Source organism: Streptomyces sp. CNZ301, assembly GCF_004217425.1.
The window spans coordinates 3216353-3242753 of record NZ_SHLG01000001.1; the positions used below are offsets into that span (position 1 = coordinate 3216353).

A 26401-nucleotide genomic window follows, 5' to 3' on the forward strand; every position below is an offset into this window, starting at 1 on the left:
GGAATACATCGGGATGCCGATTCGGTCACTATAGGTGGCGCCCGCCATGACGAGTTGACGAGGATCGAGTCTTGACTGAGCAGCTGCGACTGATGGCCGTACACGCCCACCCCGACGACGAGTCGAGCAAGGGCGCGGCGACGATGGCCAAGTACGTTTCCGAGGGGGTGGACGTGCTGGTCGCGACCTGCACAGGAGGCGAACGGGGCTCCATCCTCAACCCCAGGCTCCAGGGTGATCCCTACATCGAGGAGCACATCCACGAGGTCCGCAAGAAGGAGATGGACGAGGCCCGGGAGATCCTCGGCGTGAAGCAGTCCTGGCTCGGCTTCGTCGACTCCGGGCTGCCGGAGGGCGATCCGCTGCCGCCGCTGCCGGAAGGCTGTTTCGCCCTCCAGGACGTCGACGTGGCGGCCGGTGCGCTGGTGCGCCTCATCCGGGACTTCAAGCCGCACGTGATGACCACGTACGACGAGAACGGCGGCTACCCGCACCCCGACCACATCATGACCCACAAGATCTCGATGGCGGCCTTCGAGGCAGCGGGCGACCCGGAGAAGTATCCGGAGGCCGGCCCTGCCTGGCAGCCGCAGAAGATCTACTACAACCAGGGTTTCAACCGCCCCCGCACCGAAGCCCTGCACAAGGGCCTGCTGGAGCGCGGGCTGGACTCGCCTTACGGGGAGTGGCTGGAGCGCTGGAAGTCGATGGGCCGCGAACGCACGATCACCACCTACGTGCCGTGCGGCGAATTCTTCGAGATCCGCGACAAGGCGCTCATCGCGCACGCCACGCAGATCGACCCCGACGGCGGCTGGTTCCGCGTCCCGCTGGAGTTCCAGCGGGAGGTGTGGCCGACGGAGGAGTACGAGCTCGCCAAGTCGCTCGTGGAGACCTCACTACCCGAGGACGACCTCTTCGCGGGCATCCGCGACAATTGAAGGCATGACCCTGACGAGTCCGGCCCAGACCGCCGTCGTCCAGGTCCTTCCGCTGGCGAAGGACCTGGACGAGAACAAGGTGACGCCAGGCGTTCTCGGCTTCGTCGTCTTCGCCGTGATGGGCATCGCGGTGTGGATGCTGATGAAGTCGATGCACCGGCACATGGAGAAGGTCGACTTCGAGGAGACCCCTCCGGACGGCGCGGACGACGGGAAGAAGCCCGCCGTCTCCGCCCCGCCTGCCCCCTCCTCGTCCGCGCCTGCCCCGGAAGGGAAGAGTTCCGGGCCCGGCGTCTGACCGGTAAACGACGTACGACGGGAGTTCCGCCATGCTTTTCGGCAGCCACAAGAACCACCTCCCGACCGCGGACGAGGCCCTTCCGGGGCGCCCCGACCGCGAGTTCAGCGTCCCCGAGCGCCACACCGTCCTCGGCAACCCCCTCCTGGGCCCCTACCCGGAGGGCCTCGAGGTGGCCGACTTCGGCATGGGCTGCTTCTGGGGAGCCGAGCGGATCTTCTGGCGCGCCGACGGCGTCTGGACGACCCTCGTCGGCTACCAGGGCGGCCACACGCCGAACCCGACGTACGAAGAGGTCTGTTCGGGCATGACCGGGCACACCGAGGCGGTACGGGTGGTCTTCGACCCGTCGAAAATCTCGTACGAGAACCTGCTCAAGCTCTTCTGGGAGTCCCACGACCCCACGCAGGGCTTCCGCCAGGGCAACGACACCGGCACCCAGTACCGGTCGGCGATCCACACCCACGGCCCCGCTCAGCAGGCAGCGGCCGAAGCCTCGCGGGACGCCTACCAGAAGGTCCTCACCTCCGCCGGCCACGCGGCCATCACCACGGAGATCCTCCCCGCGGGCGAGCGCCCCTTCTTCCCGGCCGAGGGCTACCACCAGCAGTACCTGGACAAGAACCCGGCGGGCTACTGCGGGATCGGCGGGACGGGCGTGAGCTGCCCGGTGGGAGTGGGGCCGGCTGAGGGGTGAGCTCCCGGAGGTGGGCGGCGTCGTTCCCGCAGCCCGGGCGGCGCTGCCTCGCTGCTGCGATCGGCGCCGCGTGCGACGGTCCGCACAAGGAGGCTGCTCGTCTGGCTCGTTCGTCACTTCGACATTCCGTCGCAGACAAGTGCATGAGGGCACTCGTCGGAGTGACTATGCGCTGATCCCGCTCGGTACCCTGTAGCAGAGATCGGACTCTCGTCCATGGGAGCAGCCATGTCGACCCCCGCCGCCGAGCAGCCACTCGTACCCCAGCCTCCAGCCACGGTGTCCGCCCTGCGGCAGGCGTTGGCTCAGATCGCCCCCGCCGCGCTACCGGCTTTTACCCGAGAACTCGACCTGGCGGCCGATCAGTCCCGGCACGGCGGCGATCTCGCGCCGTTGCAGCGCTTCATCGCACAGTGGGCCGTCTACGTGCATATCCAGCGGCAGCCGGAGCTCGCCGACGAATTCCGGCGCTGGGAAGACCGCGCTGAATCCGGTGACGCGGTGCAAGCCAGACGAGCCGCGTCCGAGCTCGGCCGACTCCTCGATGAAGCACACGCCGCGCTCGAGCTCCCGCCGCAGTGAGCAGCAAATGGCGCTGGGAGTACGACCCGGACCACGCCAACGTGGCCGGTGGAGTCCCGAAGCATGTGGTTGCGGAGGTGGAACGCCTTGCCGGACAGCTCGTCGAACTGGCCGAAGTGGGCGTCGACATCAGCGATTTCGGTAACGGACCACGCCCTGGCGGTCTACGCAGAATGGACGCAGCGGGCGGCTGGTTCTACTTCCTCGTCGCACCACGGGCCAGCCTGATCGTCGTCGTCCGGATTCTCCCGCCGTTCATGGACCTATAGGCTCCGCCGGGACGCGATGAGTGACTGTGCCTTGCGGTTCGCGTACCGAAGCAGACCGGGGACAACTCCCCCGTCGATCCTGGCCCGTTATCGCCCCGACATACCCGCCCCCGCCGATCAACGCGTAGGCGGATCCTGAGCACGCACTGCATCGCCACAGAAACTCGCTCGCAAGAGACGAAGGCCGTCGCTAACGTGTGACGGATGGAAATCCGGGCGTTCGAAGAGCGTGACTGGTCTCAGGTCTGGCCCATCATCGAACAGATTGTCCGCAAGGGAGACACCTTCTCCTACGACCCCCTCCAGGACGAGGCACAGGCACACGACATGTGGGTGGTACAGCCCCCGGGACATGTCGTAGTGGCCGTGGATGGCCGGCGCGTGCTTGGCACCTCGAACATGTACGCCAACCGGCCTGGTCCCGGTTCCCACATCGCTAGCGGCAACTTCATGGTGGCGCCGGAGGCACGCGGCCACGGCGTCGGTCAAGCGATGGGAGAGTATCTGCTCAAATGGGCATCGGCCTGCGGCTTTTCGGGCGTGCAGTTCAACGCGGTCGCGGCTTCCAATACGCCCGCCCTCAGGTTGTATGAGCGTCTCGGCTTCACGATCGTCGGTACCGTCCCCGGTGCGTTTCGCCATCCGGTGCTGGGGCCGGTCGGACTGCACGTCATGTATCACGACCTGAGCGCTTGATTTCAGTCGCCGGCTGGCCCCCAGGAGTCAGAGAGCTGAGCGACAATCATGGGATCCACAAGGGTGCAGTTCCCGGTGTCCTACGCAATCCAGGACAGGAGTTGCAAGATCTCGGCGGCCGCCCCGAAGAGCGCGTTGCCCACCTCGCCGCTGTAGTTCGCGTTCAGGAGACCGACTGCGTCGCAAATCGCAGATACGCAATTGTGCAACTAGCGCTTCCCCCAAGAAAGGACACAAGAAACTACCAGTGCCAGGCCAATGATTCCCACGCCTAGTTGCCATCCCGCCTGGACCAGAGAATCGCCGTTCATCATGGTCCGTATGGATCCGGCGGCTCCTCCCACTGAAAGGCAAACCCCCAGGACGAATGATCGGTGCCCCGTCGGACGCAGGGCTTGAGCGATGCCGCGGCCCTGGCTCGTCCAACGGCAAATCGCCGCTCGCCTCGTCGAGTTGGTCATGCGTCACATTGGTACACCCTCGTGGGGACGGGCGTGAGCTGCCCGGTGGGAGTGGGGCCTGCCAAGGGGTGACTCCGGCTGTCGCGGAACATGGGCCCACGGAGGCGGTTGCCGGCGCCTCGCCTCCGCCTCTGAACGTGACACCGCACCTGCGTGCGCGACGAGAACAGCAAGAGCCGTAGTTCTACGGGGAGTTCCACGGGGTGCCCGGCAACTCCGCGTTCTCACCCGGTCCGAGTGGCCTCGGAGCGCCCCTGCCCGTCCTCCTCCACCGGTGGCATGAAGGCCCGGAGCCACCGCTCGGTCTGGGCGACGTGGGCCTCGGCCGCACCGGAGGCCGCGCCCGGGTCCCGGTCGGCGATCGCGGTGGCCAGTACGCGGTGATCCTCGTCGCTCTTGCGGCGCAGCTCCGGGCCCTCGGGGAGGGTGAAGACCTGGTACTTGCGGGAGCGGGCGCGGAAGACCGCGAGCAGCGAGGCGAGGGTGGGGTTGCCGCCGGCCCCGGCGATCTCGGCGTGGAAGCGATGGTCGAGCTCCGATGCCTCGGTGGGATCGTCGGTGGCGTCCATGGCCTCTATCAGCGAGAAGAGCGTACTGACCTGCTCGGGAGTGGCGCGTGCGGCCGCCTTGGCTGCGACGTGGCCTTCGAGTACCCGTCGGATCTCGTAGACCTCCAGCAGCCCGGAAAGCGGCAGCAGTTCCAGCGTCAGAGAGAGGCTGCCGATCACGTCCTCCGGCCGGAGCGGGGAGACGTATGTGCCGGAGCCGTGCCGCGGCTCCAGCGCGCCCAGCGCCGCCAGCATCCGTACCGCTTCGCGCAGCGGCCCCCGGGACACGCCGAGTTCCGCGCAGAGCTCGCCCTCGGCCGGGATGCGCTCACCCGCCTCGAGGCGCCCCGTAGCGATCATGTGCCGTAGGCCGTGGAACGCCTTGTCGACCGCGGACATCGGACTCCTCCCATGACGGTCCGGCGATGCCGCCAGACGGGGCCACTGTAGCGAGTCATCAGATGTCTCAGAGATTTCGATCACAAGTCATCTGATGATTCCTTGCTCTCGACCCTTGCATGTCCGAAAAGAGGCGTGTCAGGATCCCGAGTCATCTTATAAGTCCTGGGATGCTCTGGCCCTCTTCGGTTCTTCGCCGGGCTCTCGGGGCGCTCAGGTTCCGGCAGATGTGGAGTCTTGTGAGCGAGACCGAGGTCACCGCCGCGCCCCACCCGCTGCTGCTGCCCGACGGCCGGCCGGCAGCCGGGGCATGGTCTCTCGACCCCGCCATGAAGCACTTGAACCACGGTTCGTTCGGGGCGGTTCCGCTGGTGGCGCAGGAGCGGCAGAACGCGCTGCGCGCGGAGATGGACCGCTCCCCGGTGGTGTGGTTTCCCGCGCTGCCGCAGCGGGTGGCCGCCACCCGCGTCGAGCTCGCCGGTTTCCTCGATGTCGCACCCGACGAGCTCGCCCTCGTACCGAATGCCAGCGCGGGCGCCAGCACCGTGTACGCCGGGCTCCCCCGCCGCCGCGGCGGCGAGATCCTCGTCACCGACCACGGCTACGGAGCGGTGACCATGGGCGCCGAGCGGCTGGCGCGACGCTGGGGCGGTACGGTCCGCACCGCCCGGGTGCCGCTCGACGCGGACGAGCAACAGGCGTACGAGGCCGTGGCCGGTGAGATGTCCGCCGCCACCGACCTCGTCGTGGTGGACCACATCACCTCCGCAACCGCGCGCCGGTTCCCCGTGGCGCGCATCGGCGCGGAAGCACACCGCCGCGCCATCCCGCTGCTGGTGGACGGCGCACACGTGCCCGGCCTGATCGACGCCCCGCTGGAGGGCATCACCTGCGACTTCTGGGTCGGCAACCTGCACAAGTGGTGCTGCGCGCCGCGGGGGACCGCCACGCTGGTCGCCCGCGGCCCGCTGCGCGAGCTGCTCCACCCGCTGATCGACTCGTGGGGTGCCGCCGACCCGTACCCCGAGCGCTTCGACCAGCAGGGCACGGTGGACGTCACCAGTTATCTGGCGGCGCCGGCCGCGCTCGGCTTCATCGAGCGCACCTGGGGCTGGCCGACCGTCCGCCGGTACATGGACGACCTTGCCGACTACGGCGCGCGGATCACCGGCGCGGCACTCGCCGAGCTGACCGACGCAGGCGGCCCCGTCGACGTCGGCATGCCGGTGCCCGGTATGCGGCTGGTGCGGCTGCCCGAAGGGCTGGCCGCAAACCGAATCGAGGCCGACGCCCTGCGCGACCGGGTGGCCCGCGAACTGGGCGTCGAGGTCGCGTTCACCAGTTTCGGAGGTGCGGGCTACATCCGCCTCTCCGCGCACGTCTACAACACCGCCGCCGACTACGAGCACTTCGCCGAGGCATGCGTCCCCGCACTCGGCAAGTGGGCCCGCGAGCGGTAGCGGTGCGCACCCCCGGTCCCCCGGCCGCCGCTCCCGGCGCGGCGCACATCAAGGAAGAGGTCAGCACGATGAGAAGAAGGACGGCAGCCCTGGCACTCGGAACCGCCGCCGCGATGGTCATGACCGGCTGTTCCGCCATGGGCGGCGGCGACGGCGGCACGGTCACCATCAACATGGCCGAGAGCCTCACGAACCCCACCCGCACGGACCTGTTGAAGGACCTCATAGCGGAGTTCGAGGCGGAGAACCCCGGCGTCAAGGTCAACCTGATCTCGCCGCCGACCGAGCAGGCCGATCAGAAGCTGCGGCAGATGCTCCAGTCCGGCACCGGCGTCGACGTGCTCGAAGTGCGCGACATCACCGTAGGACCGTGGTCGACCAACGGCTGGCTCCACGACATGAAGAAGGACCTCAAGGGCTGGGACGGCTGGCAGGAGATGACGGACAACGCCGTCAACGCGGCCGAGGACGAAAAGGGCCGGACGTACTTCGTCCCCTACGGCTTCTACGGCCTCAGCCTTTTCTACCGAACCGACCTGATCAAGCAAGCCGGCTTCAGCAAGCCGCCGTCCACCTGGGACGACCTGCTGAAGCAGGCCTCCGCCATCCACGACCCGGGCAAGCGCCGGTACGGCTACGCCTTCCGCGGTGGCACCAACGGCAACAGCAACGTCACCGCCGCCATCTCGGCGTACGTCGCCGGGAAGATCGACCCCCGGAACGGCTACAAGCTCAAGGACGGCAGCACCATCTTCTCCGCCCCCGAGGCGCAGGACGCCGTCGAGACGTACTTCGGCCTCTTCAAGAAGGCCTCCCCCAAATCGTCCGTCTCCTGGGGCTACCCGGAGATGGTCGAGGGATTCTCCAACGGCTCCACCGCCTTCCTGCTGCAGGACCCCGAAGTGATCGCCACCGTCCGGGAGTCCAGCACTGTCTCCAAGGAACAGTGGAGCACTGCGCCACTGATGACGGGGCCGAGCGGCAAGACGGTCCAGCCGCTGGCCACCGCCGGCTGGGGCATCGCGAAAGGCAGCGACCACAAGCCCGAGGCCCTGAAGCTGCTGAAGTTCCTCTCCGAGGGCAAGGCGTCGACCACGTTCAGCAAGAAGAACAGCCTGGTGCCGATCCTGAAGTCGGCGGGCGAGGACGACTTCTACAAGACCGGTCCCTGGGCGAGCTACGTGACGATGACGGAGAACCCGGACACGTACCTCAACGTCACCCAGCCGCGCGGTGTCTCCTGGTGGACCGAGTGGGAGCAGAAGGCCGACGCCGACGTGCAGAAGGTGCTGCTCGGCAAGATGACGCCCAAGAAGCTGCTGGCCGAATGGGACGCCTTCTGGACCGCGAAGTGGGCGAAGGAGAAGTAGCCGTGCCCGCCGCGTACCCGACGAAACAGACGAGGAAGCCGGCGACGGGGCGTCCCTCCCGCAAGGAGGGCGCCCCGCCCGGGCGCCGCACGGCACCTGGGCGGCGCAAGCCCGAGTTCAGCAACCGCCGCGGTCTGCTCATCGCTGCCTTCCTGGCCCCGGCCGCGATCTTCGTCGCGGTGTTCACCTACTACCCGGTGTTCGCGGGCAGCCAGATGGCCTTCCGCAACTGGAAGCTCACCGACCTCACCGACACGTCCTGGGTGGGTCTGAAGAACTTCCGGGACGTCTTCGGCGACCCGGCCTGGGGCACCGTGGTGAGCAACACAGCAGTGTGGGTGTTCGGCTCGATCGTCCCGCAGCTTCTGATCGGCTTCGCCCTCGCCCTGTGGCTGCGCCGGAAGTTCCGCTTCCGCGGCCTCTACCAGGCACTGGTCTTCTTTCCCTGGGCGATCTCCGGCTTCCTCATCGGCATCCTCTTCCGCTGGCTCTTCAACAGCGAGTTCGGGGCCGTGAACGACCTGCTGCAGAAGGCCGGTGTGATCGATGCCCCGCTCGCCTGGCTGGCCGACCCGGACAGCGCGATGGCCGCCGTACTGGTCGCCAACATCTGGTACGGCGTCACCTTCTTCGCAATCATGATCCTCGCCGCACTGCAGTCCATCCCGGACGAGCTGTACGAAGCCGCCGCTCTCGACGGTGCCGGCAAGGCGCGCACGCTGTTCCAGATCACCATTCCGTACATCCGCACCACACTCGCGCTGACGGTGCTGCTGCGGATCATCTGGATCTTCAACTTCCCCGACCTGATCTTCGGCATGACCGGTGGCGGACCGAACAACGAGACGCACATCGTGACCACCTGGATGATCCGGATCACACAACAGGGCGACTACGGCAGGGCCTCCGCGCTCGGCCTGCTCATCGTCGCGTCGCTGCTCGTCTTCGCGGTGTTCTACCTCCTGGCCACCCGGGAGAAGAGCAGCCGGGCCACGCGCAAGAGCCGGCGGGACGGGGTGAGCTCGTGATTCGCAAGGAGACCGCGGGCGGCCGGGCAGTGAAGTTCGCCTTCCTGGGCCTGTGGCTGGTCTTCACCGCCTTCCCCCTCTACTGGATCACCATCACCTCGCTCAAAGCACCCGGGGACATCTTCACCTTCCCGATCGCCTACTGGCCCGAGACGTTCTCGCTGGAGAACTACCGCGGGCTGTTCAGCAAGGCGAACTTCGGCACGTACCTCGTCAACAGCCTGATCGTCGCGGCCCTCGCGGGTCTCACGGCCACGGCGATCGCAATGCTCTCGGGATACGTGCTGGCCCGCTTCGAGTTCCGTTCCAAGTCCGCGCTGCTGATGGCCGCCCTGGTCACCCAGATGATCCCGGCGTTCATCGCGCTGGGTCCGCTGTATCTGCTGATGACCGACCTGAAGCTGGTCGACAACCGGCTCGGGCTCATCCTCGTCTACATCGCCGTCTGCATCCCGTTCTGCACGGTGATGCTGCGCGGCTTCTTCGAGAACATTCCCGACGCGCTCGAGGAGGCCGCGATGATCGACGGCCTGTCCCGGTTCGGGGCGCTGTTCCGGGTGCTGCTGCCGGTGATGCGGCCCGGCATCATCGCCGCGTTCGTCTTCAACTTCATCAACTGCTGGAACGAGCTGTTCCTGTCCGTGACGCTGATGAACAGCGATGCGAACAAGACCATCCCCACGGCCCTGAACGGATTCATCTCCAGCTTCAACATCGACTGGGGCTCGATGTCAGCGGCCGCGGTGCTGACGATCCTGCCGACGATGGTGCTGTTCGCCTTCGCCAGCCGGCACATCGTCCAGGGCCTCACCTCCGGCGCGACCAAAGGCTGACCCCGGCGGCGCCCTGCAACGGCGGGGCTGCCGGCGTACGCCGCCGGTGCGGGACGACCGTGCGCCTGCCCTTGGTCACCGTGCCCCCGAACCCGACCGTGGGTCCGGGGGCGCGGGACCTCAACGCCCGTGGCCCGAGGCGGACTTCGCGGAGCTCATCGACGGAGGCCGGGACCCCTGCCGGGGCCGGGGCAAGTGATCAGGTGCTGTTCGAGCGGAGGACGGACGCAGAGTACGTCCGCCGGGTACAGACGCCGCCGGGCAGCGATTCACCGCATCACGGTTGCGAGGACGTCGTCGCCCAGCCGCCGTATGACATCCGTGGCCAGCCGGTGCCGCACCAGCTTTCCGTCCCGGGTGGAGCGCACCAAGCCCGCTTCGCGCAGCGTCCGCAGGGCGCGGGATACCTGCGGTTCGCTGGAGCCGAGCCGGACGGCCAGCTCCGAGGTGGTGATGGGCTCGCCCAGCAGGTGGCGGCACAGCTCCATCCGCGTCGGAGAACCCAGAGCCAGTAGCCGGTCGTGCAGATCCCGAAGGCTCAGCGCCCCGGCCGGGGCGGTACCGCGCGCCGCGTACTGCACCACAACGCACGACGAATGCTCCTTCTTGACCGTCAGATGCGGCCACACCCGCGTGGACGGGACGAGGACGAGCGAGCGCGGGGCGACCTTCACCTCGTCGATCTGGAGCTTGTCCAGCTTCACCCGCTCGCCCGGCCCGACTCTGTCCGCCGTCGGCAGCAGTTCGGCGAGCACCTCCGCGGGCGGCCAGGTCGCCAGCCGACGGCGCACCTCACGCGCGTGGTGCTCCAGGCTCGGGCGCAGGGCGCGCCAGTCCGCCGCGAAGAATGCGGTGTCGGCGGCCCGCAGCAGCGCCAGCAGCCGGTCGCGCATATCCGTGGGCGCCGCCACCAGATGCCGCGCCAGCTCGCCGCGGGCGTACGAGCGGCGCACGCAACGGCGCACGTACTCCTCCGCGGCGGCGGTGCCGTGGCGCAGCTCGCGGGCCGGCGGCATGGGCTGCACGAGAGCACCGAGCACTCCGGGCGCCACCAACTCGACGAATTCCTCCACCGGCAGAGCCGCTATCCCCGCCAGTTCTTCGTCAAGGCTCGCGGCGAGCGGCAGCGTACGGGGAAAGAAGAGGCGGCAGCGGAAGCGGACCCACAGCGGGGCGAACACCGAGAGCTCGTCCCGCAGTTCGGGGCGCGTCGCGATGGCCCGCGCCGCCCAGCCGGTGGCCTCCGGGTGGTGCTCGGGTTCGGCGAGCACATGCAGGCTCGCCATCAGTTCCGACAGAGCGGAGGGCCCTGCCACGAGGTCCGTGGCACTGAGCCCTCCGACGTCGAGGACGATGCTCACTCGGCCAGCGTACGGCTGCTCAACGCACCGGCGCCCCTGGGCCGAGCGGGATTCCCAGCAGGTACCAGACGAAGAACAGCAGCACCCACACCGCCAGCATGATCATGGCGACAGGCAACGTGAAGGAGACCAGGGTGCCGATGCCGGCCTTGCGGCGGAGGGTCTGCAAGTAGCCGACGCAGAGCACGAACGAGGTGCTCATCGGGGTGATGGAGTTGGTGCAGGAGTCGGCGATGCGGTAGAGCGCCATGGTCGTTGCCGGGTTGGTGCCGAGCAGCAGGAGCATCGGTACCAGCGCGGGGGCCACCAGAGCCCACAGGGCGGAGCCGGAGGTGATGAGGAGGTTCATGAGGGCTACCGCGGCGATCAGCACGGAGAACAGCACCAGGGTGGGGGCGCCCAGCTGCTTCAGGAAGCCCGCCCCTTCGACCGCGACGACCGTGGCGATGTTGGTCCACTTGAACAGGGCGACGAACTGGGCGACGGCGAAGAAGAGCACCAAGAGCGGTGCGATGAACCGCACCCCCTCCGCCATGGCTTCCGGTATTGCGCGGTTCCCGCGGATCCGCCCTGTGAGCCGCCCGTACACCGCGCCGACGAGCAGGAAGAAGGCCGTGAGGAAAACGGAGATGGCGTTCATGAAGGTGGACTCCACGAGCGCGCCTCCTTCGCCGCGTAGCGGCGACGAAGCGGGCAGCAGCGCGAGCCCGACCAGCGACGCGTAGCCGACGACAGCCAGAGCGGTCAGCTTCAGAGCCCGCACCTCGGTGTCGTCGTCGACCTCGGCGGCGACGACCTGCTGGGATGCGATGGCTTCCAGGTCGTCGTCGGGTATCAGATGGTGCTCGCGCTTGGCGAGGATCTTGTCGACGACCAGGGCGATGGTGCCCGCGAGTACGAACGCCGAGACCGTGGTGAAGTACATGTTGTCCGTCGCACGGACCACCGCGTCCTCGTCGACGAGCTGCGCGGCCTCGGTGGCCACAGAGGCGAACAGGGCGTCTCCCGGAGCGATCAGCGGATTGGCGTCGCCTGCGGCGTTGATCGAGACGAACGCGACGATCATGCCGAGCATCGGAGAGCGGCCCACGGCGCGGAAAGCCACTGCCCCGAGGGGGATGAGCACCACGTACGCGGAGTCGGAGAGGAACTTCCCCAGCACGCCGCCCAGGGCCACCCCGAGGACGACCATGCGCGGGGAGAGTCCGGACAGCATGCGGCGGGCGAGGGCTTCGAAGAGTCCCGAGCGCTCGGCGACCGCGACACCGAGCATCACCATCAGCACGGTGCCGAGCGGCCCGAAGAGGACGTAGGACTCCTGAGCTCCGCTGATCAGGTCCCGTACGGCATCCGCCGACAGTGCGCTGCGTACGCCGACCATGTCGCCCGAGGAGGGGTCCTTGACCTTGAGGTCGGCAGCGTTCAGGGCCCAGCTGGCGACGGTGACCACCCCGCACAGGATCCAGAACAGCCAGAACGGATGCGGCAGCGCATTCCCCGCGCGCTCAACCAGATCGAGGAACCGCGAACCACGGCCCCCCTCGTCAGGCTCGACAGCCTGCACTTTCTGGGTGGGATTGTCGGTTGTACTCATAGCGATCTCCTGGGGAGCGACGAATGAGGGCACGGCGCGGCTGCTCATGGGCGGGCTGCGGGAAAGCGGGGGAAGGCCGGGCACGATCGGTGCGCGGGTGCCGCCGTGGTGGGGCACGGGGCCGTCTGGGTTGCGCGTCACAGTAGGTCGCGTATTCGGCTCCGTCACCGTCTGGCGGAACAGTTGACCTGATGACGTCAAGTGATCGCCCATGACGTCGCCCCCTGTCTAGCGTCACGGGCGTGACCTGTTACGACACCCCTGCCCTCAGCCCCGAGCCCCTCCAAGGGGGCACCCTGTGGCGCCGCACCCTGCGCATCCCGATGCGGGACGGCGTCGGTCTCGCCACCGACCTGTACTCCGCCACACCGGAACCGGATGCAAGCCCACTGCCGGTGCTTCTCGAACGGACTCCTTACGGGCGGCGCAAGCCGCGCGAATCGGATCAGGACCGCAGTGACGCGCCTGTCCCGCAGCCGGAGGACATCGCCCGGTACTTCACCGACGGCCGTTACCACGTCGTACGGCAGGACTGCCGGGGCCGCGGCGACTCCGGGGGGACATTCGTGAAGTATCTCGGCGAGGGCCCGGACGGGGCGGACACGGTCGCCTGGCTGAGGGAGCAGCCGTGGTGCGACGGGAGGGTCGTGATGACCGGAGTGTCCTATTCCGCGCACGTCCAGGCGGCCGCGGCCGCCGAGGGAGTGGCCGGGCTTGCGGCGATGTTCCAGGACTCGGGGGGCTTCTCCTCCGCATACGACGCGGGGATGCGAATGGGCGGCGCCTTCGAGCTCAAGCAGGTGACGTGGACGCTGCGGCACGCCATGAGCAGTCCGGAAGTGGCGGCGGACCTGGTACTGGCCGAGGAGCTGAGCCGGCTTGATGTGGCGGGCTGGTTCAGGGCGATGCCGTGGCGGCCGGGCCGCTCGCCGCTGCGGCATCTGCCGGAGTACGAGGACTACCTGCTGGAGCAGTGGCGGCAGGACGCCTTCGGGGACTACTACCGCAACCCGGCGATCTACGGGCGCGGCTTCTACGAGCGCTTCCCGGACGCACCGAGCCTGCACATGGGCAGCTGGTACGACCCCTACGTCCGCTCCACCATCGAGAACTTCACCGCGCTGCGGCAGCTGAAATCGGCACCCGCGTACTTGGTGATGGGCCCGTGGACGCACGGTCACCGCTGCAAGACCCATGCCGGAGATGTCGACTTCGGCCCACGGGCCAGACTGGACGGCAACCTCGCCCCGTCGTATCTGGAGTTCCGCCGCCGCTGGTTCGACCGGGCGCTGGGGCGAAACGGCAGCGGGAGCCCGGAGCCCGGGAGCGCCCCCGCCGTCCAGTACTTCCTGATGGGCGGCGGCGACGGACTGCGGAACGCGGACGGGCGGATGCGCCACGGCGGCGAATGGCGCACGGACACGCAGTGGCCCCCCTCGTCGATGGCCCCCGTCGCGCTGTACCTCGACACCGGCGGCGCGATCACCACCACCCCGCCGACGGCGGCCGCAAGGTCGGTGACATACGACTTCGATCCGCGCAGCCCGGTGCCGACCATGGGCGGCCAGATCACCTCGGGCGAGCCGGTGATGTCGGGCGGGGCGTACGACCAGAACGCCCCGGACTCCCGCGTGTTCGGCGCAAGTGAGCCGTATCTGCCGTTGGATTCCCGCCCGGACGTGATCAGCCTGACGACGCCGCCGCTGAAGCGGGACGTGGTGCTGGCCGGTCCGGTCACGGCAAAGCTCTTCATATCCACCACGGCCCCGGACACCGACTTCACCGTCAAGCTGATCGACGTACACCCGCCCAACGCGGACTATCCGCACGGCTTCGCCATGATCCTCACCGACGGCATCTTCCGTTGCCGCTTCCACCGCTCCTACGAGAGGCCGGAGCTGCTCACCCCGGGCGAGGTGTACGAGATCGACGTGACCGCCCCCGACACGGCGAACCGCTTCGGCGCCGACCACCGCATCCGGCTGGACATCTCCTCCAGCAACTTCCCCCGATTCGACGTCAACACCAACACCGGCGAACCGGAGGCCGACGTCCGCCGTACCGCCGTAGCCGCGAACACCGTGCACATGGATGCCGAGCACCCTTCCCACGTGCTGGTGTGGCTGGAGGGAGGGCGGACGGCACTGACGTAGTGCCCGCCGGAAGGACTGATCGAGAAGGACTCGGTGTGCACCCTTGCTGAAGCCCCCCCGCATCCCTACACCCGAGGAGAGTCCGCCGACACGGGCGTGAGCTGCCCGGTCGGAGTGGCGCCGGCGGGCGGTTGACGTCCGCACTCGAGCCGGCGTCGCAGCACCCGTAGGGAGCCGGGCCACCACTTGCATCAACCACGAGGAGCAAACAGGAGCAGAACCGGCAACACGGGCACTGTAGGCGCAGCAGCTGAACGCGCACGAGGTGGTGGCCGATGACGGACGAGAGTGACCGCTGGGACGCACGGGGCAGACCCAGGGCGGAGCTCGGCGAACTGCTGGATCTTGTCGAAGAGGCAGTCGTCGTGTGCGACCGGGCCGATGGGACGGTCCGTGGATTCAACCGTGCCGCGGCCTGCCTCTTCCCCCGGCTGCGCCCCGGAGAGCAGCTGAGCACGTCCGCGGTCGCACCTCTCGCTCATGCCGCCGCCCGACGGGCGGAGCGCTTCTCCACCACTCACGAGGGCCGCACGCTCCGCGGTCGCCTGCAGAACGTCAACGGCGACGCGGTGTGGCTGGTCCGTGACGTGAGCGGTGCCGGGGAAGCCGAGACGTCCCTCGTCGACGAACGCGACAGATCGGCCTTCCTGGAGGAGACCACCCGGCGTCTGGGCGCCTCGCTCCATCACACCCGTACCGTCCGCACGGTCGTCGAGCTCGTGATCCCGAAACTGGCGGACGTGTCCGTGGTGGTGCTGCCGGTGACAGGGCGACGTACGGGCTGGCATCGGGCGGGTCCGGGCGAGGCGCGGTCCTTTGGGGAGGTGCCCGTTGAGACCCTCGAACGGGTGCCGGAGGTGAGCGACGCGCTGTACGGGCTCCAGCCGCGGCCCACCGCGGTACGCGCCCACGAGATGGGGACCCTCGGCGACGTCGTGCCGGGGGACCTCCTTCAGGCCAAGGACGTGCTCGTGGCCCAGCTCGACGCAGGGGGTCTGCCGGCCGGCGCGCTGATCATGCTGCGGGGTCCGGAGCGTGACCGTTTCGACGACGTGGACATCGAACTGGCGCGCCAGTTCGCCGACAGGGCCGGACTGGCGCTGGCGACAGCGGCGCTGTACTCGCAGCAGGCCCACACCATCGCCGTCCTTCAGGACAGCCTGGCTCCGGAACCGCTGCCCTCGGCGGACGGCCTGCAGCTCGGCGCCGCCTACCGCCCGGCCGCGGAGGCACTGCGCGTCAGCGGCGACTTCTACCACGTGGCCCCTTGCTCCTCGGGCGGGGTCACGTTCTTCTTCGGTGACGTATCCGGCAAGGGCGCTGAGGCCGCGGTGCTGGCAGGGCACGTCCGGCAGAGCATGCGGACCCTGACCCTGGTGACGAAAGGCGCCGAGCCCCTGCGCGACCTGCAGTTGCTCAACAACATCGTCATCGATGAAGGCCATCGCTTCACGACCCTGATCTCCGGCTTCGCCCGCCCAGGCCACGACGGCTCCGTGACGGTGGGGATCGCCGGCGGCGGCCACCTCCCCCCGCTCGCACTCCGCGACGGCGGACGGGTGGAGGAAATCGTCTGCGAAGGAACGCTCATCGGCGCGGTGCCCGATCCCAGCTTCAGCAGTACGGAGTTCCGCCTCGAACCAGGTGAGCTGATGCTTCTCTACAGCGACGGGGTGACCGAGGCACGGGGCGGGGTGAGCGGGCGGGAGATCTACGGCGACGAACGCCTCGTCAACGCGCTGGCCGGCTGCGCCGGCATGCAGGCGGCGTCGGTGGCGGAGCGTCTGGAGCTCCTCACGACCGAATGGCTCGCCGGACGCCCCCACGACGACATCTCCATCCTGACGCTGCAAGCACCTCCCCGCCATGACTCCTCGCCGCACCGGCAGCCCGAGGAATCCGGCGGGCCCGCGGGCACCGGTTTGCGGACGAACCGATGAGCGGCACCGGGATCACCGACGCCGTACGCGCGGACTTCGACGCCTGCCTGGCGGGTGCGGACGAGGACGGTGCGCTCGAGCTGGCCACCAGTCTGTTGACGAGCGGCGTGAGCGCTGAGGACGTACTGCTCGAACTGGTGGCACCGGCACAGATCGAGGTCGGTGCCAGGTGGGAGTCCGGAGAGTGGACGGTGGCACGGGAGCACGCCGCCACTCATGTCAGCAGGCAGGTCGTGGACGCGGTCGCGTCCGCCGCCCGCAACACCGCCCGCTTCCCCTCCGGGACCGGCTCACAGGGCCACGTGCTGGTGGCCTGCAGCGACGGCGAGTGGCACATTCTGCCCTCCCGCATCCTCGCCGAAGTGCTGCGACTGCACGGCTTCCACGTGCGCCCGCTCGGCGGGTCGGTGTCGCCCCACGAGCTCTTGTCCGACGTACAGCAGAGCGGCCCCGACGTCGTTGCGCTCTCGTGCACGCTGCCGGGGAACCTTCCGCTCGCGTACCGGCAGATCGAGGCATGCAGATGGGCCGGTGTTCCCGTCATGGCGGGCGGGCCGGGGTTCGGCCCCGGGGGCGTCTGGGCGGACGCCCTGGGTGCGGACCTGTACGCGGCCGACGCCCGCGGCGGCGCGGATGCACTGCGTCGCCGCTGGCCACCGGTGCTGCGTGGGGAGTCGTCGATCCAGACCGGTGCCGTGGAGGCGTACGCACAGCTCGTCCGGCAGCGTCCCGTGCTGGAGCGCCTGGCTCACACGCCGTGTGAGCCGTTCCCCGGCTTGCGAGAACGCTCCGGACAGGAGCACGAGGAGAGCGCCGAGCTCCTCGGGCGGCTGCTGGACGCCCTGGCCGCGGCGGTCTTCGTGGATGACGCGCGTGTGTTCACCGGTCAGCTCGACTTCGCCCGGAGATACCTCTTGACCCGCTCGGTGGACCCCCGCTGCCTTCTCGCGATGACGGATGCGCTGGCCGACCGGCTAAGCGGGTCTCCCCGGGCCCTCGACAAACTCGCGGCGGGGCGCCGGACCCTCGTCGAGCAGGACGGCACCCGCCGTCCCTGACGGACGAGCACGGCGGCGAGCGCGACGTGGGACGGCACCCTCGTGGGAACGGTCATGAGCTGTCCGGCCGGGGTCGCCCTTGCGCCGCCGATCGCTCCCCGACGGCGACCTGGGGGCACCGCGTCCGGCTGACGCCGCGTGCAAGACACGGGCCGTACGCCCCGCCCGGAGAGGCCCCCGCACACGCGGAACCCCCGGAAATCCCGGTCGACGCTCTCACGTCTTCCAGAATTTTCGGGGGATGCGAGCCGGTGAACAGACAGATGCTCCGTATCGAAGCTCTGCTTTTGTTCACCGACCCAATTGCCAGGATTACTCCGATTTGCTCCGCGGTCAAGGGATGCCGGTACCTGCGTGGAAGCGGGCTGCCGAGACGGAGCTCGGGGCGCGGCAGTCCCGGCCGAGGCCCCTGCCGTCTGAGGGAGACCTCGATGAGACAGCCCGCGCAGCCCGCCGCCTGCCGCGGGCCCGGCAGGCGGCCGGCCACGCCCCGGCGACCGGCGGCACCCACGCCGTGACCTGCGGGAACGATGTGCTCTGCCCTGGGCGAATCTGCTGCGGGGCGAGATCCCTGATCCGACGGGCCGGACGGACCGACAGTGGGGTGAGCGCCGCGGACCGCACCGGGGCGCACGACGATCAGGAGGACCCATGTCGCCACTCGCCGTCCCACCGGACCGCCCGTCGCCCCCACGTGCCGAGGAAGGGGGGAACATTCCGTCGCGGTTCGACGACCACCTGGCCGCCCAGCTCCTCACGCAGCGCATCGTCTTCCTGAGCAGCGAGGTCGACGACACCTCCGCGAACCGCGTCTGCGCGCAGCTGCTCCTGCTCTCCGCCGAGGACTCCCGTACCGACATCAGCCTGTGCGTCAACAGCCCGGGAGGTTCGGTCACCGCGGGGCTGGCGATCTACGACACGATGCGGCTGGTCCCCAACGACGTCTCCACGCTGGCCATGGGCTTCGCCGCGAGCATGGGCCAGTTCCTCGTCACGGTGGGAGCGGCGGGAAAGCGCTACGCCCTGCCCAACTCGCGGATCATGATGCACCAGCCCTCCGCCGGCATCGGCGGACCTGCGGCGGACATCGCGATCCAGGCCGAGAACCTCCAGTACATGAAGAAGGCCATCGAGCGGATCACCGCCGAGCACACCGGTCAGAGCGAAGAGACGATCGCGCGGGACGGCGACCGTGACCGCTGGTTCACGGCCGAACAGGCCCTGGAGTACGGGATGGTCGACCGGGTCGTGCAGTCGCTGGACGACGTCCGCCCGGCCGCACCGAAGCGGAGGGTGGGTCTCTGAGATGAGCCAGTACACGATCCCGACCGTCGTGGAGCGCACCCCGCACGGAGAGCGCGCGTACGACATCTACAGCCGGCTGCTCTCCGAGCGCGTGATCTTCCTCGGTACGGAGATCGACGACGGGGTGGCCAACGTCGTCATCGCGCAGCTGCTCCATCTGGAGTCCTCGGCGCCCGAACGCGAGATCGCGATCTACATCAACTCGCCCGGGGGCTCCTACACTTCACTCACCGCGATCTACGACACGATGACCTTCGTCGGGGCGCCGATCTCGACGTTCTGCGTCGGCCAGGCCGCTTCGACCGCCGCTGTGCTGCTGGCCGGAGGCGATCCCGGGCGGAGGTTCGTACTGGAGCACTCCCGCGTGCTGCTGGGGCAGCCGGCGAGCGGCGGCAGCCGTGGCACCGTCTCGGACCTGAGTCTCCAGGCCAAGGAGATGCTGAGGATCCGCTCAGAGGTCGAGGAGATCCTCTCGCGGCACACCCACCACGAAGTCACAGTCCTCCGGGCGGACATGGACCGCGACAAGGTCTTCACCGCGCACGAGGCCGTCGCGTACGGGCTGGCCGACGAAGTGCTCAGCCGACGGCAGTTGGCGGCCGGAGCGGCCTGACCGGGCGTCGTACGACGGCAGTTGGCGACGGCGACGCGGCAGTTGGCGACGGCGACGCGTGACCTGACGTCGTGGCACGGCACCGGGGGCACGGCACGGGGGGGCGTTCCTCAGGCCGTTCCTCAGGCCGTTTCTCAGACCCTCCCCCGGAGCGTTCTTCAGGCGGCGAGGCGCACGTCACCCGGCCGCGGAGCCGCCGGCCGGGTGCCACCCCTCCGCGTGCTCAGCGTCGACACGGACGTGGCAGGGCCGCCGTCGCTCTCCTCGTCGGCCGCGCCGCTGCCGGGGAGAGCCCCGCCGGGCACCCGGAGCACGTCGGCCGGCGAAGCGGCGGGAGCGGACGGCCGCACCCGGCGGACCACCGACGGACGGCCGGGCCGCGCACGGCGTTCCCGCTCCCGTTCCAGCTCGCCCTGGACCAGGCCCAGCACGTCGGCCAGGCTCAGCCCCAGCGCCTGTGCGGCAGCGGCAAGCACCTCGGACGAGGCCTCCTTGCGCCCCCGTTCGACCTCGGAGAGGTACGGCATGGAGATGCGGGCGGCCTCGGCAACGTCCTTGAGGGTTCGCCTCTGACCGAGCCGCTCACCGCGCAGCACGCCGCCGACGACGTGCCGCCAGAGCGGCTCCTTGGCCGCGGGGCCGGCGGCTTCCGGCGCTGCTTCGCGGACTGCGGTGCCTTCGGGGACTGCGGCTTCGGGGACCGGCACGGCGTTTGCCGGACGCAGCGGAACGACGCGGGGCCTGCCGGGCGTGTGGGTGCTCACCACTTCAGATTAGGAGCACCGCGCCGAGCCGGAAGGGGGCGGCGGCCACTTCCGCCACCGGCGAAACGAGCCGAAGCCACGCGCACTTCACCGCGGCGCCCCGGACGACCGCGGTCGGAAAACCCGTGGCGGCGCACGCGTGTTCGGCGGAAGCTCAGGGGATGGAGACCGGCGCGGAGTCAGCAGCGGAGAAGGAAACCGAACGACGCTTCGGGTGGTCGGACATGTTCGTGCACCCCGACGAGGACCCCCGTTCCCAGGAGGGATTCGAGGACGAACGGGCCTCGCTCACCGGATTTCTGCACGACCAGCGGCTGACGCTGCAGATGAAGTGCTCCGGTCTCGACGCCGCGGCGCTGGCCAGACGCTCCGTGGAGCCGTCCGACATGTCCTTGCTGGGCCTGGTGCGCCACTTGGCAGGGGTCGAGCAGAACTGGTTCCGGCGCGTGCTGGCCGGACAGGACGTGCCACGGCACTACCGCTCCGAGGCCGACCGCGACGGCGACTTCCACGGAGCGGTCGCGGATCCGGACGTCGTCGCAGAGGCGTGGGAGACATGGCGGGCCGAGGTCGCCTTCGCTGAGCGGTTCGTGCGGGACTCACCGGACATGGACTTCACCGTCACGCACGAAGGGGAGCCGCTCACCCTCAGGGACGTCCTGGTGCACATGATCGAGGAGTACGCCCGCCACAACGGCCACGCGGACCTGCTGCGCGAGCGCATCGACGGACGGGTCGGCCAGTAGCGACGCCGGCGGCGGCGCCCGCTCCTCGCACGGGACGTTCCGCAGCGGTGCGCTCGGCCTCGTGTTGACCTTGCCGTTGCGTCAGGGTCTTCAATCAAGGCATGCAAATCGGCGAACTCGCCGCCCTGGCCGGGGTCTCGACCAGGACCGTGCGGCACTACCACCGCCTCGGGCTCCTCCCCGAACCCGTACGGCCTCGTCCCGTACGAACGTGGTGATGGAACTGGCGGAGCCGGTCACGGCAGTCCGTCCGCTGGGCAGTGAGGCAAGGGTGACCTCGGTCCGGTTCTCCTGCGACGAACCGGGCCCCGCGCTCGAAGCGTTGCGGGAGAAACCGGCGGCCGGAGTGCGCGCGGGAGGGTGAGCGGCGGTCGCCGGGTACACGCACGTCATCCAGCCGGCACCTACAGGAACGGGATGTACATGACCATCCAGCACCCCGCAAAGCGGGGCGGTGACAAACGGGGCCGCTTCGAGCGCATGGCCGAGACGGCTTCCAACGTCACCGGCTCGCCTGCCTTCTACTGCTTCTGCGTACTCCTGATCCTCACGTTCGTCGTCGTGCATCTCCTGCACGTGCCGGTGACGTGGATGATCTTCGTGGGCGACATGATGGCGGCCGTGAGTCTGCTGCTCCTCGCCCTGCTCAAGAACACCGAACGGCGCGCGGAGCACGCGCTGCAGCGCAAGCTGGACGCGATAGCCGCGGTGGTTCTCGAGCAGCACGAGGGGGGTTCTCACAAGGCCCACGAAAGGCTGCGGGAGGCGATACGCATGGACGAGAACGTGTGAGGATCCGCCCCCGTCGCGCCGTCGCGACGACGAGCCGGCCCGGCCCGTCGCGGTACGCAGCTCCGCGGGGCGGCCGACGGCACCGGTGGCTCCGGTGCCGTCCGCCAAGGAACGGGCGACGGCCTGCGCACCTGGATCAGGACGTGGATCAGGACGCCGACAGGACGGCCGCTCGCCTCGTTCCGCATGGAGGAGCCCGGTTGTCCCCGGGGGGTCCCCCGGCGAAGCCAGGGGGACTGACGGCCCGGGCGGTGCCCCAGCTCCCGCAGTTCGCATTCCCCCGCGGCCGGCAGCGGCCGCGTATCACCCGTGGTGGAGCCGGAACCGGGTGCGTCAGCTGTTGGCAGCCGTGTCGATCATTTCCCGGGCCTTGGCCTCGCTCTGGTCGTAGCGCTCGGGGAAGGCGGAGCGCTGGACGCTCTGGGCGAGCTGACCGGCGGTCATGCTCGGGTCCTCCTGGTCGTTCGGGATGGCCTGGTCGAGGAACGCGTTGGTCGCGTAGACCGGGTCCATGATCTGCTCGGGAGTGCCCCAGCCGGCGCTGGGCCGCTGCTGGAAGACGCCGAGCGAATCGCGGTCACCGCAGTTGAGGTTGTTCATGTGGGACTCGACCCAGCCGGCCTCGAACGCGGCGAGCATCACCTTGTCGTTCACGCCGCGCTGCGTCGCGACGTCGTGGACGGTGTTGATGATGGCGGCGTCGAAGTCCGGCGGTACGGCGCACTTCTCGTCCAGGATCTCGGCGTTGGCCCGCTTGTCGCCGGCCTTCACGTCGGCCTCGCCGGCGCTTGCCTGCACGGCCAGTCCGCCGGCGACGAGCACGCCCGCGGCAAGGGCCGTGGCGCTGCGGATCACCGTCTTGCGTCTGATCTTCCCGGTGAACGTCATCAGGTCTTTCCTTCCAGGTGGGGGGCAAGAACGCGCGTAGATGCGCATCCCTGCTGGCGCGGAACCCTGTAACCCTCGCCCCTCCCCCGGACCTTCGAGCGACCTGCGGAAGTGCGAGCAACCGATTTCGCTGCGGGACCGTACTGTTTTGACGGTGACGCGTCAACGGACGCTGGTTTTCACACTCCGGACACAAGGAGCGCATCCCAAAAAGGCCCCAGGAAGCGGAAGATGACGCGTCAACCTCCACGGCCCCGGCCCGGAAACCGCAGGTGACACCCCCAGACATGCACGCAACCGGTCCCCCGGCACGCCTCGGCGGTCCGCATGCGGTGATCATCCGAAGCCCCGCCCGGCTCACAGTCGTGACACCTGTCATCGCGTAGCCGTATAGGCCATCGATCCATTTTCTTGTGGCGCACACCGACCTGGGTTACGCACCACGGCCCGGCCGCAGCCGCACACGGAACGGCTCCGCACCGAACCGAAGGGACGCCCCTGACATGAACGGGCCGGAGACGACCGCACCCGAGGCAGCCGCCGGGCGGGACCGCACACCGGAGCGACTCCGGACCGCGCACCGGCCGCAACGCCGCGCCCCCTCGCGCCTTCTGGGCGGGCAGGCCGAAGGCGACGGACAGGCCCGTCGTGCCGTTCCCGATGAACCGCTTTCCCCCGACGAAGCGGACCGGGCGGCCTGACGCGCCGCTCCGTCACAGACGGTCACCCGGCCTGCCCGCCCGCCGCGCACGCCGGGCATGACAGGCGCCACACCGGGGACCCGGGCTGCGTGACCGATGAAGTCCCTCGCGCCGCAGGCGGCGCGGAAGGAAGTGGCCAGAATGCGCATCGCCTTTCTCATGGCTCCCGAAGGGGTCGAGCAGGTTGAGCTGACGGAACCGTGGAAGGCCGTGAAGGACGCCGGGCACACGCCCCGGCTGGTGTCGACGACGGCGGGCCGTGTACAGGCGTTCAACCACCTCGACGAGGCCGACACCTTCCAGGTGGACCAGACGGTCGACGAGGCCGCGGCGGAGCAGTACGACGCGCTTCTCCTGCCCGGCGGAGTGGCCAACCCGGATGCGCTGCGCCTCGACGACGACGCGGTGCGACTGGTGAAGACGTTCTGTGAGAGCGGCAAGCTCGTCGCGTCGATCTGCCACGCCGCGTGGACGCTGATCGAGGCCGACGTCGTACGCGGCCGCACCCTTACCTCGTGGCCGAGCCTCGAGACCGATCTGCGCAACGCCGGCGCCCACTGGGTCGACGAGGAGGTCGTCGTGGACGAGGGCACGTACACGCTCGTCACCAGCCGGAAACCGGGCGACCTCAAGGCGTTCAACGACGCCGTGGTGACCCAACTCTCCGGCTGAGACGGAGACTTGGCCACCCCCGCGAGGTCCTTGAGGACCTCGAGAAAGCAGGAGGGGCGGGGCATCCGGTCGTGTGACCGGTGCCCCGCCCCTCCTGCGCCTGCCGCGTTGCGTTACGCGAGGGCCGGGCCGGAAATCAGACGGCCGAGCCGGCCGTCCACTCCGCCCAACTCATGTTCCAGCCGTTGAGGCCGTTGTCCGGCTGAACGGTCTTGTCCGGCGAGCCCTTCACCTCGACGACGTCGCCGATCATCGAGTTGGAGAAGAACCAGGCTCCGGGGGCGCTGTTGTCGTTCGCACCACGGGTGTCCTTCAGGCCGACGCAGCCGTGGCTGGTGTTGCCCGAACCGAACGGCGCGCCCCAGTAGTTGCCGTGGATGAACGTGCCGGACGTCGACAGGCGCATGGCGTGGGGGACGTCCTTGATGTCGTAGCCCTCCTCGCCCTTGCGCCCGAAGCCCACGGTGTTGCCGTCCATCCGTGTCTCCTTGTGCTTCTCGGAGATCACCATCTTGCCGTTGTACGTCGGGTTCTTGTCGCTGCCGGCCGAGATGGGGATGGTCTTGAGCTTCTTGCCGTCGCGCACGACGGTCATCTGGTGGCTGTCGACGTCGACGGTGCTGATCTGCGAGCGGCCGACGTTGAAGGTGACCTTCTTGTTCTGCACGCCGGTCAGGTTCTGCGCACCCTTCACACCGTCCAGCTTGAGGTCGAGGGTGATCCTCGAGCCGGGCTTCCAGTACTCCTGCGGGCGGAAGTCGAGGCGGGTGCCGTCGAACCAGTGCCCGACGACCTGCTGGCCGCTGGTCGAGCTGACCTTGATCGCGGACTGGACGGCCTTCTTGTCCGTGATCGGCTTGTCGAAGTTGATCGACACCGGCATGCCCACGCCGACCGTCTGGCCGTCCTCACCGGCGTAGGTGCCGATGAAGCTGTTGTCCGGCGAGACCGTGGTGAAGGTCGAGTTCTCGACGGCCTTGCGGCCACCACTGTCCTTGGCCTGGGCCGTGATCTTGTACCGGGTGGCCCGCTCGAGCTGCTGCTGCGGCTTCCACGACTTGCCGTCGTCCGACATGGTGCCGGCGACACTCGTGCCGCCCTCGACGGCCGTCAGCTTGACCGCGGTGAGTTTCCCCTTGCTCACCGCGACGTTGCCGCCGGTGTTGATGCTCGCCCCCTCGGACCCGTTCCTGGAGGCGATCCTTATTCGGGCCTCCGAACTCTTCTTGCTGCGCGCCTCCGAGTTGGCGTTCTTGGCGTCGTCGCCGCTGCCGCCGTCGCCGGACGAACCGCATGCGCCCAGCGCGAGTACACCGCCGAGCACCGCGGCCGCAGCCGATACAGCCTTGCGGTGCCTACCCAGCGTTGTCACAGGCCTCTCCATTTGCCCTCGAATCCCAAGCTCCCCGAATCACCGCGTACATCCCCCGCCGGACCAACCCGGACATGTTCGGACGCGCTCTACGGGATGGAACGCTCCCCGGCAGGTGACCGGTTCCGCGAGTTACAAAACTGTGTTCCGGGACACGCCCCTGTGGCAAATCAACTTGAGAAAAGTCTGTGACCTGCGGAAATGTCCCGGCGGACAATCCGTCAGCTCTGTGACGAGGGACACTCAGCGGCGCACGCCGTCCAGACCGCGGAACTCACCGCTGACGTCCTCGCGGAAGTCCTGCTCCAGGTCTTCGAGCGGCTCGTCGAAGTCCGCGGGACCGCTCTCGTCGGGGAGACCGGCCGCGGAGTTCTCGCCGTGCTGGTCAAGGGGGTATTCGTTGTCGTGCTCGCGGTCGTACCCGTGGGTGTGTTCGTGGTCGTGCTCCTCGTCGTCGAGGCCGCCCGCCCCTTCGAGGAACGAGAACGCGTCGAGATCGTCCGCGTCCATCTCTTCGCTGCCCCAACTGGCGTGCGCGAGTTCGACTCCCGGCAGCTCCCGTACGAGGTCGAAGGGGTCGACCAGACAGGCGAGCGCCTCCCCCGCGTCCCCGCGGATGACCTCCTCGGCGTCCGCACGCTCCTCGTCCGGCATCAGCTCGTCGCGGGCGACGTGATCAAGGGCCGACCTGGTCAGAACGTCCGCGTCGGCGATCTCGACGACCAGATCGACGCGGAGCCGGATGTGCGGCGAGGACTGTGCGGATGTGTCGGACAGTTCGGTACGCGTTGTCTCGTCGGCAGCCATGTCCGGAGCGTAGGACGGAACGGAGGCTCGGCTTCCGTACGACCCGCGGCTGT

24 protein-coding genes and 2 pseudogenes are annotated in these 26401 nt (G+C 69.0%); 19 read left to right on the forward strand and 7 right to left on the reverse strand.

Features of this window, described 5'->3' with window-relative positions; genetic code table 11:
- Positions 1 to 71: 71 nt before the first annotated feature.
- The 6 genes from mca to EV375_RS13780 all read left to right on the forward strand — a co-directional run bounded on the left by mca (position 72) and on the right by EV375_RS13780 (position 3483).
- Positions 72 to 941 carry a mycothiol conjugate amidase Mca gene (gene mca, locus EV375_RS13755; RefSeq protein ID WP_130299702.1) on the forward strand — a complete coding sequence of 290 codons (870 nt, stop codon included), beginning with the start codon at positions 72 to 74 and terminating at the stop codon, positions 939 to 941.
- 4 nt (positions 942 to 945) lie between these two features.
- A complete protein-coding gene (locus EV375_RS13760) occupies positions 946 to 1239 on the forward strand; it encodes a hypothetical protein (RefSeq protein ID WP_130299703.1) in 294 nt (97 codons plus the stop codon).
- Positions 1240 to 1270: 31 nt separating this feature from the next.
- The gene (gene msrA / locus EV375_RS13765; protein ID WP_130299704.1) at positions 1271 to 1936 is read left to right on the forward strand and encodes a peptide-methionine (S)-S-oxide reductase MsrA; all 666 of its coding nucleotides are present in this window, start codon (positions 1271 to 1273) and stop codon (positions 1934 to 1936) included.
- A 228-nt stretch (positions 1937 to 2164) separates the two neighbouring features.
- Positions 2165 to 2518, forward strand: a complete 354-nt coding sequence (locus EV375_RS13770; RefSeq protein WP_130299705.1) for a hypothetical protein — start codon at positions 2165 to 2167, stop codon at positions 2516 to 2518.
- Positions 2515 to 2787, forward strand: a complete 273-nt coding sequence (locus tag EV375_RS13775; protein WP_130299706.1) for a hypothetical protein — start codon at positions 2515 to 2517, stop codon at positions 2785 to 2787. Before EV375_RS13770 ends, EV375_RS13775 begins: the two co-directional genes overlap by 4 nt.
- Positions 2788 to 2991: 204 nt before the next feature.
- On the forward strand, positions 2992 to 3483 hold the full coding sequence (locus EV375_RS13780) for a GNAT family N-acetyltransferase (RefSeq protein ID WP_130299707.1): 492 nt from the start codon (positions 2992 to 2994) through the stop codon (positions 3481 to 3483).
- Between the two features lie 685 nt (positions 3484 to 4168).
- Here the strand turns inward: EV375_RS13780 and EV375_RS13785 are convergent.
- Positions 4169 to 4891, reverse strand: coding sequence for an FCD domain-containing protein (locus EV375_RS13785; RefSeq protein ID WP_130299708.1), 723 nt, complete (start codon positions 4889 to 4891; stop codon positions 4169 to 4171).
- A 239-nt stretch (positions 4892 to 5130) separates the two neighbouring features.
- Between EV375_RS13785 and EV375_RS13790 the strand changes: the two genes are divergently transcribed.
- The 4 genes from EV375_RS13790 to EV375_RS13805 all read left to right on the forward strand — a co-directional run bounded on the left by EV375_RS13790 (position 5131) and on the right by EV375_RS13805 (position 9582).
- Positions 5131 to 6351, forward strand: coding sequence for an aminotransferase class V-fold PLP-dependent enzyme (locus EV375_RS13790; protein ID WP_130299709.1), 1221 nt, complete (start codon positions 5131 to 5133; stop codon positions 6349 to 6351).
- Between the two features lie 68 nt (positions 6352 to 6419).
- Positions 6420 to 7721, forward strand: a complete 1302-nt coding sequence (locus EV375_RS13795) for an ABC transporter substrate-binding protein (protein WP_130299710.1) — start codon at positions 6420 to 6422, stop codon at positions 7719 to 7721.
- Positions 7679 to 8749 (forward strand): carbohydrate ABC transporter permease, encoded by a 1071-nt coding sequence (locus EV375_RS13800; protein ID WP_130299711.1) that lies wholly within the window; start codon positions 7679 to 7681, stop codon positions 8747 to 8749. The genes EV375_RS13795 and EV375_RS13800 overlap by 43 nt, the downstream gene beginning before the upstream one ends.
- Positions 8746 to 9582 (forward strand): carbohydrate ABC transporter permease, encoded by an 837-nt coding sequence (locus EV375_RS13805; protein WP_130299712.1) that lies wholly within the window; start codon positions 8746 to 8748, stop codon positions 9580 to 9582. Before EV375_RS13800 ends, EV375_RS13805 begins: the two co-directional genes overlap by 4 nt.
- Positions 9583 to 9851: 269 nt before the next feature.
- Here EV375_RS13805 and EV375_RS13810 read toward each other — a convergent pair whose 3' ends face one another.
- Positions 9852 to 10943: a DUF5937 family protein gene (locus EV375_RS13810; protein WP_130299713.1), complete on the reverse strand. Its 1092-nt coding sequence runs from the start codon at positions 10941 to 10943 to the stop codon at positions 9852 to 9854.
- A gap of 19 nt (positions 10944 to 10962) precedes the next feature.
- Positions 10963 to 12537 carry an AbgT family transporter gene (locus EV375_RS13815; RefSeq protein WP_130299714.1) on the reverse strand — a complete coding sequence of 525 codons (1575 nt, stop codon included), beginning with the start codon at positions 12535 to 12537 and terminating at the stop codon, positions 10963 to 10965.
- A gap of 242 nt (positions 12538 to 12779) precedes the next feature.
- On the opposite strand from EV375_RS13815, the gene EV375_RS13820 reads away from it, so the two are divergent.
- The 5 genes from EV375_RS13820 to EV375_RS13840 all read left to right on the forward strand — a co-directional run bounded on the left by EV375_RS13820 (position 12780) and on the right by EV375_RS13840 (position 19606).
- Positions 12780 to 14690: a CocE/NonD family hydrolase gene (locus EV375_RS13820; protein ID WP_130299715.1), complete on the forward strand. Its 1911-nt coding sequence runs from the start codon at positions 12780 to 12782 to the stop codon at positions 14688 to 14690.
- Between the two features lie 275 nt (positions 14691 to 14965).
- Positions 14966 to 16630, forward strand: coding sequence for a PP2C family protein-serine/threonine phosphatase (locus EV375_RS13825; RefSeq protein WP_130299716.1), 1665 nt, complete (start codon positions 14966 to 14968; stop codon positions 16628 to 16630).
- Positions 16627 to 17688, forward strand: coding sequence for a cobalamin-dependent protein (locus EV375_RS13830; RefSeq protein ID WP_130299717.1), 1062 nt, complete (start codon positions 16627 to 16629; stop codon positions 17686 to 17688). Before EV375_RS13825 ends, EV375_RS13830 begins: the two co-directional genes overlap by 4 nt.
- Positions 17689 to 18339: 651 nt before the next feature.
- A complete protein-coding gene (locus EV375_RS13835) occupies positions 18340 to 18993 on the forward strand; it encodes an ATP-dependent Clp protease proteolytic subunit (RefSeq protein ID WP_130299718.1) in 654 nt (217 codons plus the stop codon).
- A 1-nt stretch (position 18994) separates the two neighbouring features.
- Positions 18995 to 19606, forward strand: coding sequence for an ATP-dependent Clp protease proteolytic subunit (locus EV375_RS13840; RefSeq protein ID WP_130299719.1), 612 nt, complete (start codon positions 18995 to 18997; stop codon positions 19604 to 19606).
- A gap of 365 nt (positions 19607 to 19971) precedes the next feature.
- Here EV375_RS13840 and EV375_RS13845 read toward each other — a convergent pair.
- A pseudogene (locus EV375_RS13845) lies at positions 19972 to 20370 on the reverse strand (helix-turn-helix domain-containing protein); the annotation flags it as partial.
- 161 nt (positions 20371 to 20531) lie between these two features.
- Here EV375_RS13845 and EV375_RS13850 point away from each other — a divergent pair.
- The 3 genes and pseudogenes from EV375_RS13850 to EV375_RS13860 all read left to right on the forward strand — a co-directional run bounded on the left by EV375_RS13850 (position 20532) and on the right by EV375_RS13860 (position 21908).
- Positions 20532 to 21116 (forward strand): DinB family protein, encoded by a 585-nt coding sequence (locus EV375_RS13850; protein ID WP_486588464.1) that lies wholly within the window; start codon positions 20532 to 20534, stop codon positions 21114 to 21116.
- A gap of 101 nt (positions 21117 to 21217) precedes the next feature.
- Positions 21218 to 21310: pseudogene (locus EV375_RS13855) on the forward strand (MerR family DNA-binding transcriptional regulator); the annotation flags it as partial.
- Positions 21311 to 21539: 229 nt separating this feature from the next.
- Positions 21540 to 21908, forward strand: coding sequence for a low affinity iron permease family protein (locus EV375_RS13860; protein WP_130299720.1), 369 nt, complete (start codon positions 21540 to 21542; stop codon positions 21906 to 21908).
- A 333-nt stretch (positions 21909 to 22241) separates the two neighbouring features.
- Here the strand turns inward: EV375_RS13860 and EV375_RS13865 are convergent, their stop codons facing one another.
- Entirely contained in the window at positions 22242 to 22796 is a 555-nt protein-coding gene (locus EV375_RS13865) for a hypothetical protein (RefSeq protein WP_130299721.1), read from the reverse strand.
- 842 nt (positions 22797 to 23638) lie between these two features.
- Between EV375_RS13865 and EV375_RS13870 the strand changes: the two genes are divergently transcribed.
- Entirely contained in the window at positions 23639 to 24169 is a 531-nt protein-coding gene (locus EV375_RS13870; RefSeq protein ID WP_130299722.1) for a type 1 glutamine amidotransferase domain-containing protein, read from the forward strand.
- Positions 24170 to 24305: 136 nt separating this feature from the next.
- On the opposite strand, the gene EV375_RS13875 is transcribed toward EV375_RS13870, so the two are convergent.
- The gene (locus tag EV375_RS13875) at positions 24306 to 25553 is read right to left on the reverse strand and encodes an Ig-like domain-containing protein (RefSeq protein ID WP_165434734.1); all 1248 of its coding nucleotides are present in this window, start codon (positions 25551 to 25553) and stop codon (positions 24306 to 24308) included.
- 231 nt (positions 25554 to 25784) lie between these two features.
- Complete coding sequence (locus EV375_RS13880) at positions 25785 to 26348, reverse strand: hypothetical protein (protein WP_130299724.1); 564 nt, start codon at positions 26346 to 26348, stop codon at positions 25785 to 25787.
- Positions 26349 to 26401 lie beyond the last annotated feature (53 nt).

Coding starts and splice junctions, on each gene's coding strand:
- EV375_RS13760 (WP_130299703.1), top strand. CDS start 946: ATGACCCTGACGAGTCCGGCCCAGACCGCCGTCGTCCAGGTCCTTCCG.
- msrA (WP_130299704.1), top strand. CDS start 1,271: ATGCTTTTCGGCAGCCACAAGAACCACCTCCCGACCGCGGACGAGGCC.
- EV375_RS13770 (WP_130299705.1), top strand. CDS start 2,165: ATGTCGACCCCCGCCGCCGAGCAGCCACTCGTACCCCAGCCTCCAGCC.
- EV375_RS13780 (WP_130299707.1), top strand. CDS start 2,992: ATGGAAATCCGGGCGTTCGAAGAGCGTGACTGGTCTCAGGTCTGGCCC.
- EV375_RS13785 (WP_130299708.1), bottom strand. CDS start 4,891: ATGTCCGCGGTCGACAAGGCGTTCCACGGCCTACGGCACATGATCGCT.
- EV375_RS13795 (WP_130299710.1), top strand. CDS start 6,420: ATGAGAAGAAGGACGGCAGCCCTGGCACTCGGAACCGCCGCCGCGATG.
- EV375_RS13800 (WP_130299711.1), top strand. CDS start 7,679: ATGGGACGCCTTCTGGACCGCGAAGTGGGCGAAGGAGAAGTAGCCGTG.
- EV375_RS13815 (WP_130299714.1), bottom strand. CDS start 12,537: ATGAGTACAACCGACAATCCCACCCAGAAAGTGCAGGCTGTCGAGCCT.
- EV375_RS13825 (WP_130299716.1), top strand. CDS start 14,966: ATGACGGACGAGAGTGACCGCTGGGACGCACGGGGCAGACCCAGGGCG.
- EV375_RS13830 (WP_130299717.1), top strand. CDS start 16,627: ATGAGCGGCACCGGGATCACCGACGCCGTACGCGCGGACTTCGACGCC.
- EV375_RS13835 (WP_130299718.1), top strand. CDS start 18,340: ATGTCGCCACTCGCCGTCCCACCGGACCGCCCGTCGCCCCCACGTGCC.
- EV375_RS13840 (WP_130299719.1), top strand. CDS start 18,995: ATGAGCCAGTACACGATCCCGACCGTCGTGGAGCGCACCCCGCACGGA.
- EV375_RS13850 (WP_486588464.1), top strand. CDS start 20,532: ATGGAGACCGGCGCGGAGTCAGCAGCGGAGAAGGAAACCGAACGACGC.
- EV375_RS13860 (WP_130299720.1), top strand. CDS start 21,540: ATGACCATCCAGCACCCCGCAAAGCGGGGCGGTGACAAACGGGGCCGC.
- EV375_RS13865 (WP_130299721.1), bottom strand. CDS start 22,796: ATGACGTTCACCGGGAAGATCAGACGCAAGACGGTGATCCGCAGCGCC.
- EV375_RS13870 (WP_130299722.1), top strand. CDS start 23,639: ATGCGCATCGCCTTTCTCATGGCTCCCGAAGGGGTCGAGCAGGTTGAG.
- EV375_RS13875 (WP_165434734.1), bottom strand. CDS start 25,553: ATGGAGAGGCCTGTGACAACGCTGGGTAGGCACCGCAAGGCTGTATCG.
- EV375_RS13880 (WP_130299724.1), bottom strand. CDS start 26,348: ATGGCTGCCGACGAGACAACGCGTACCGAACTGTCCGACACATCCGCA.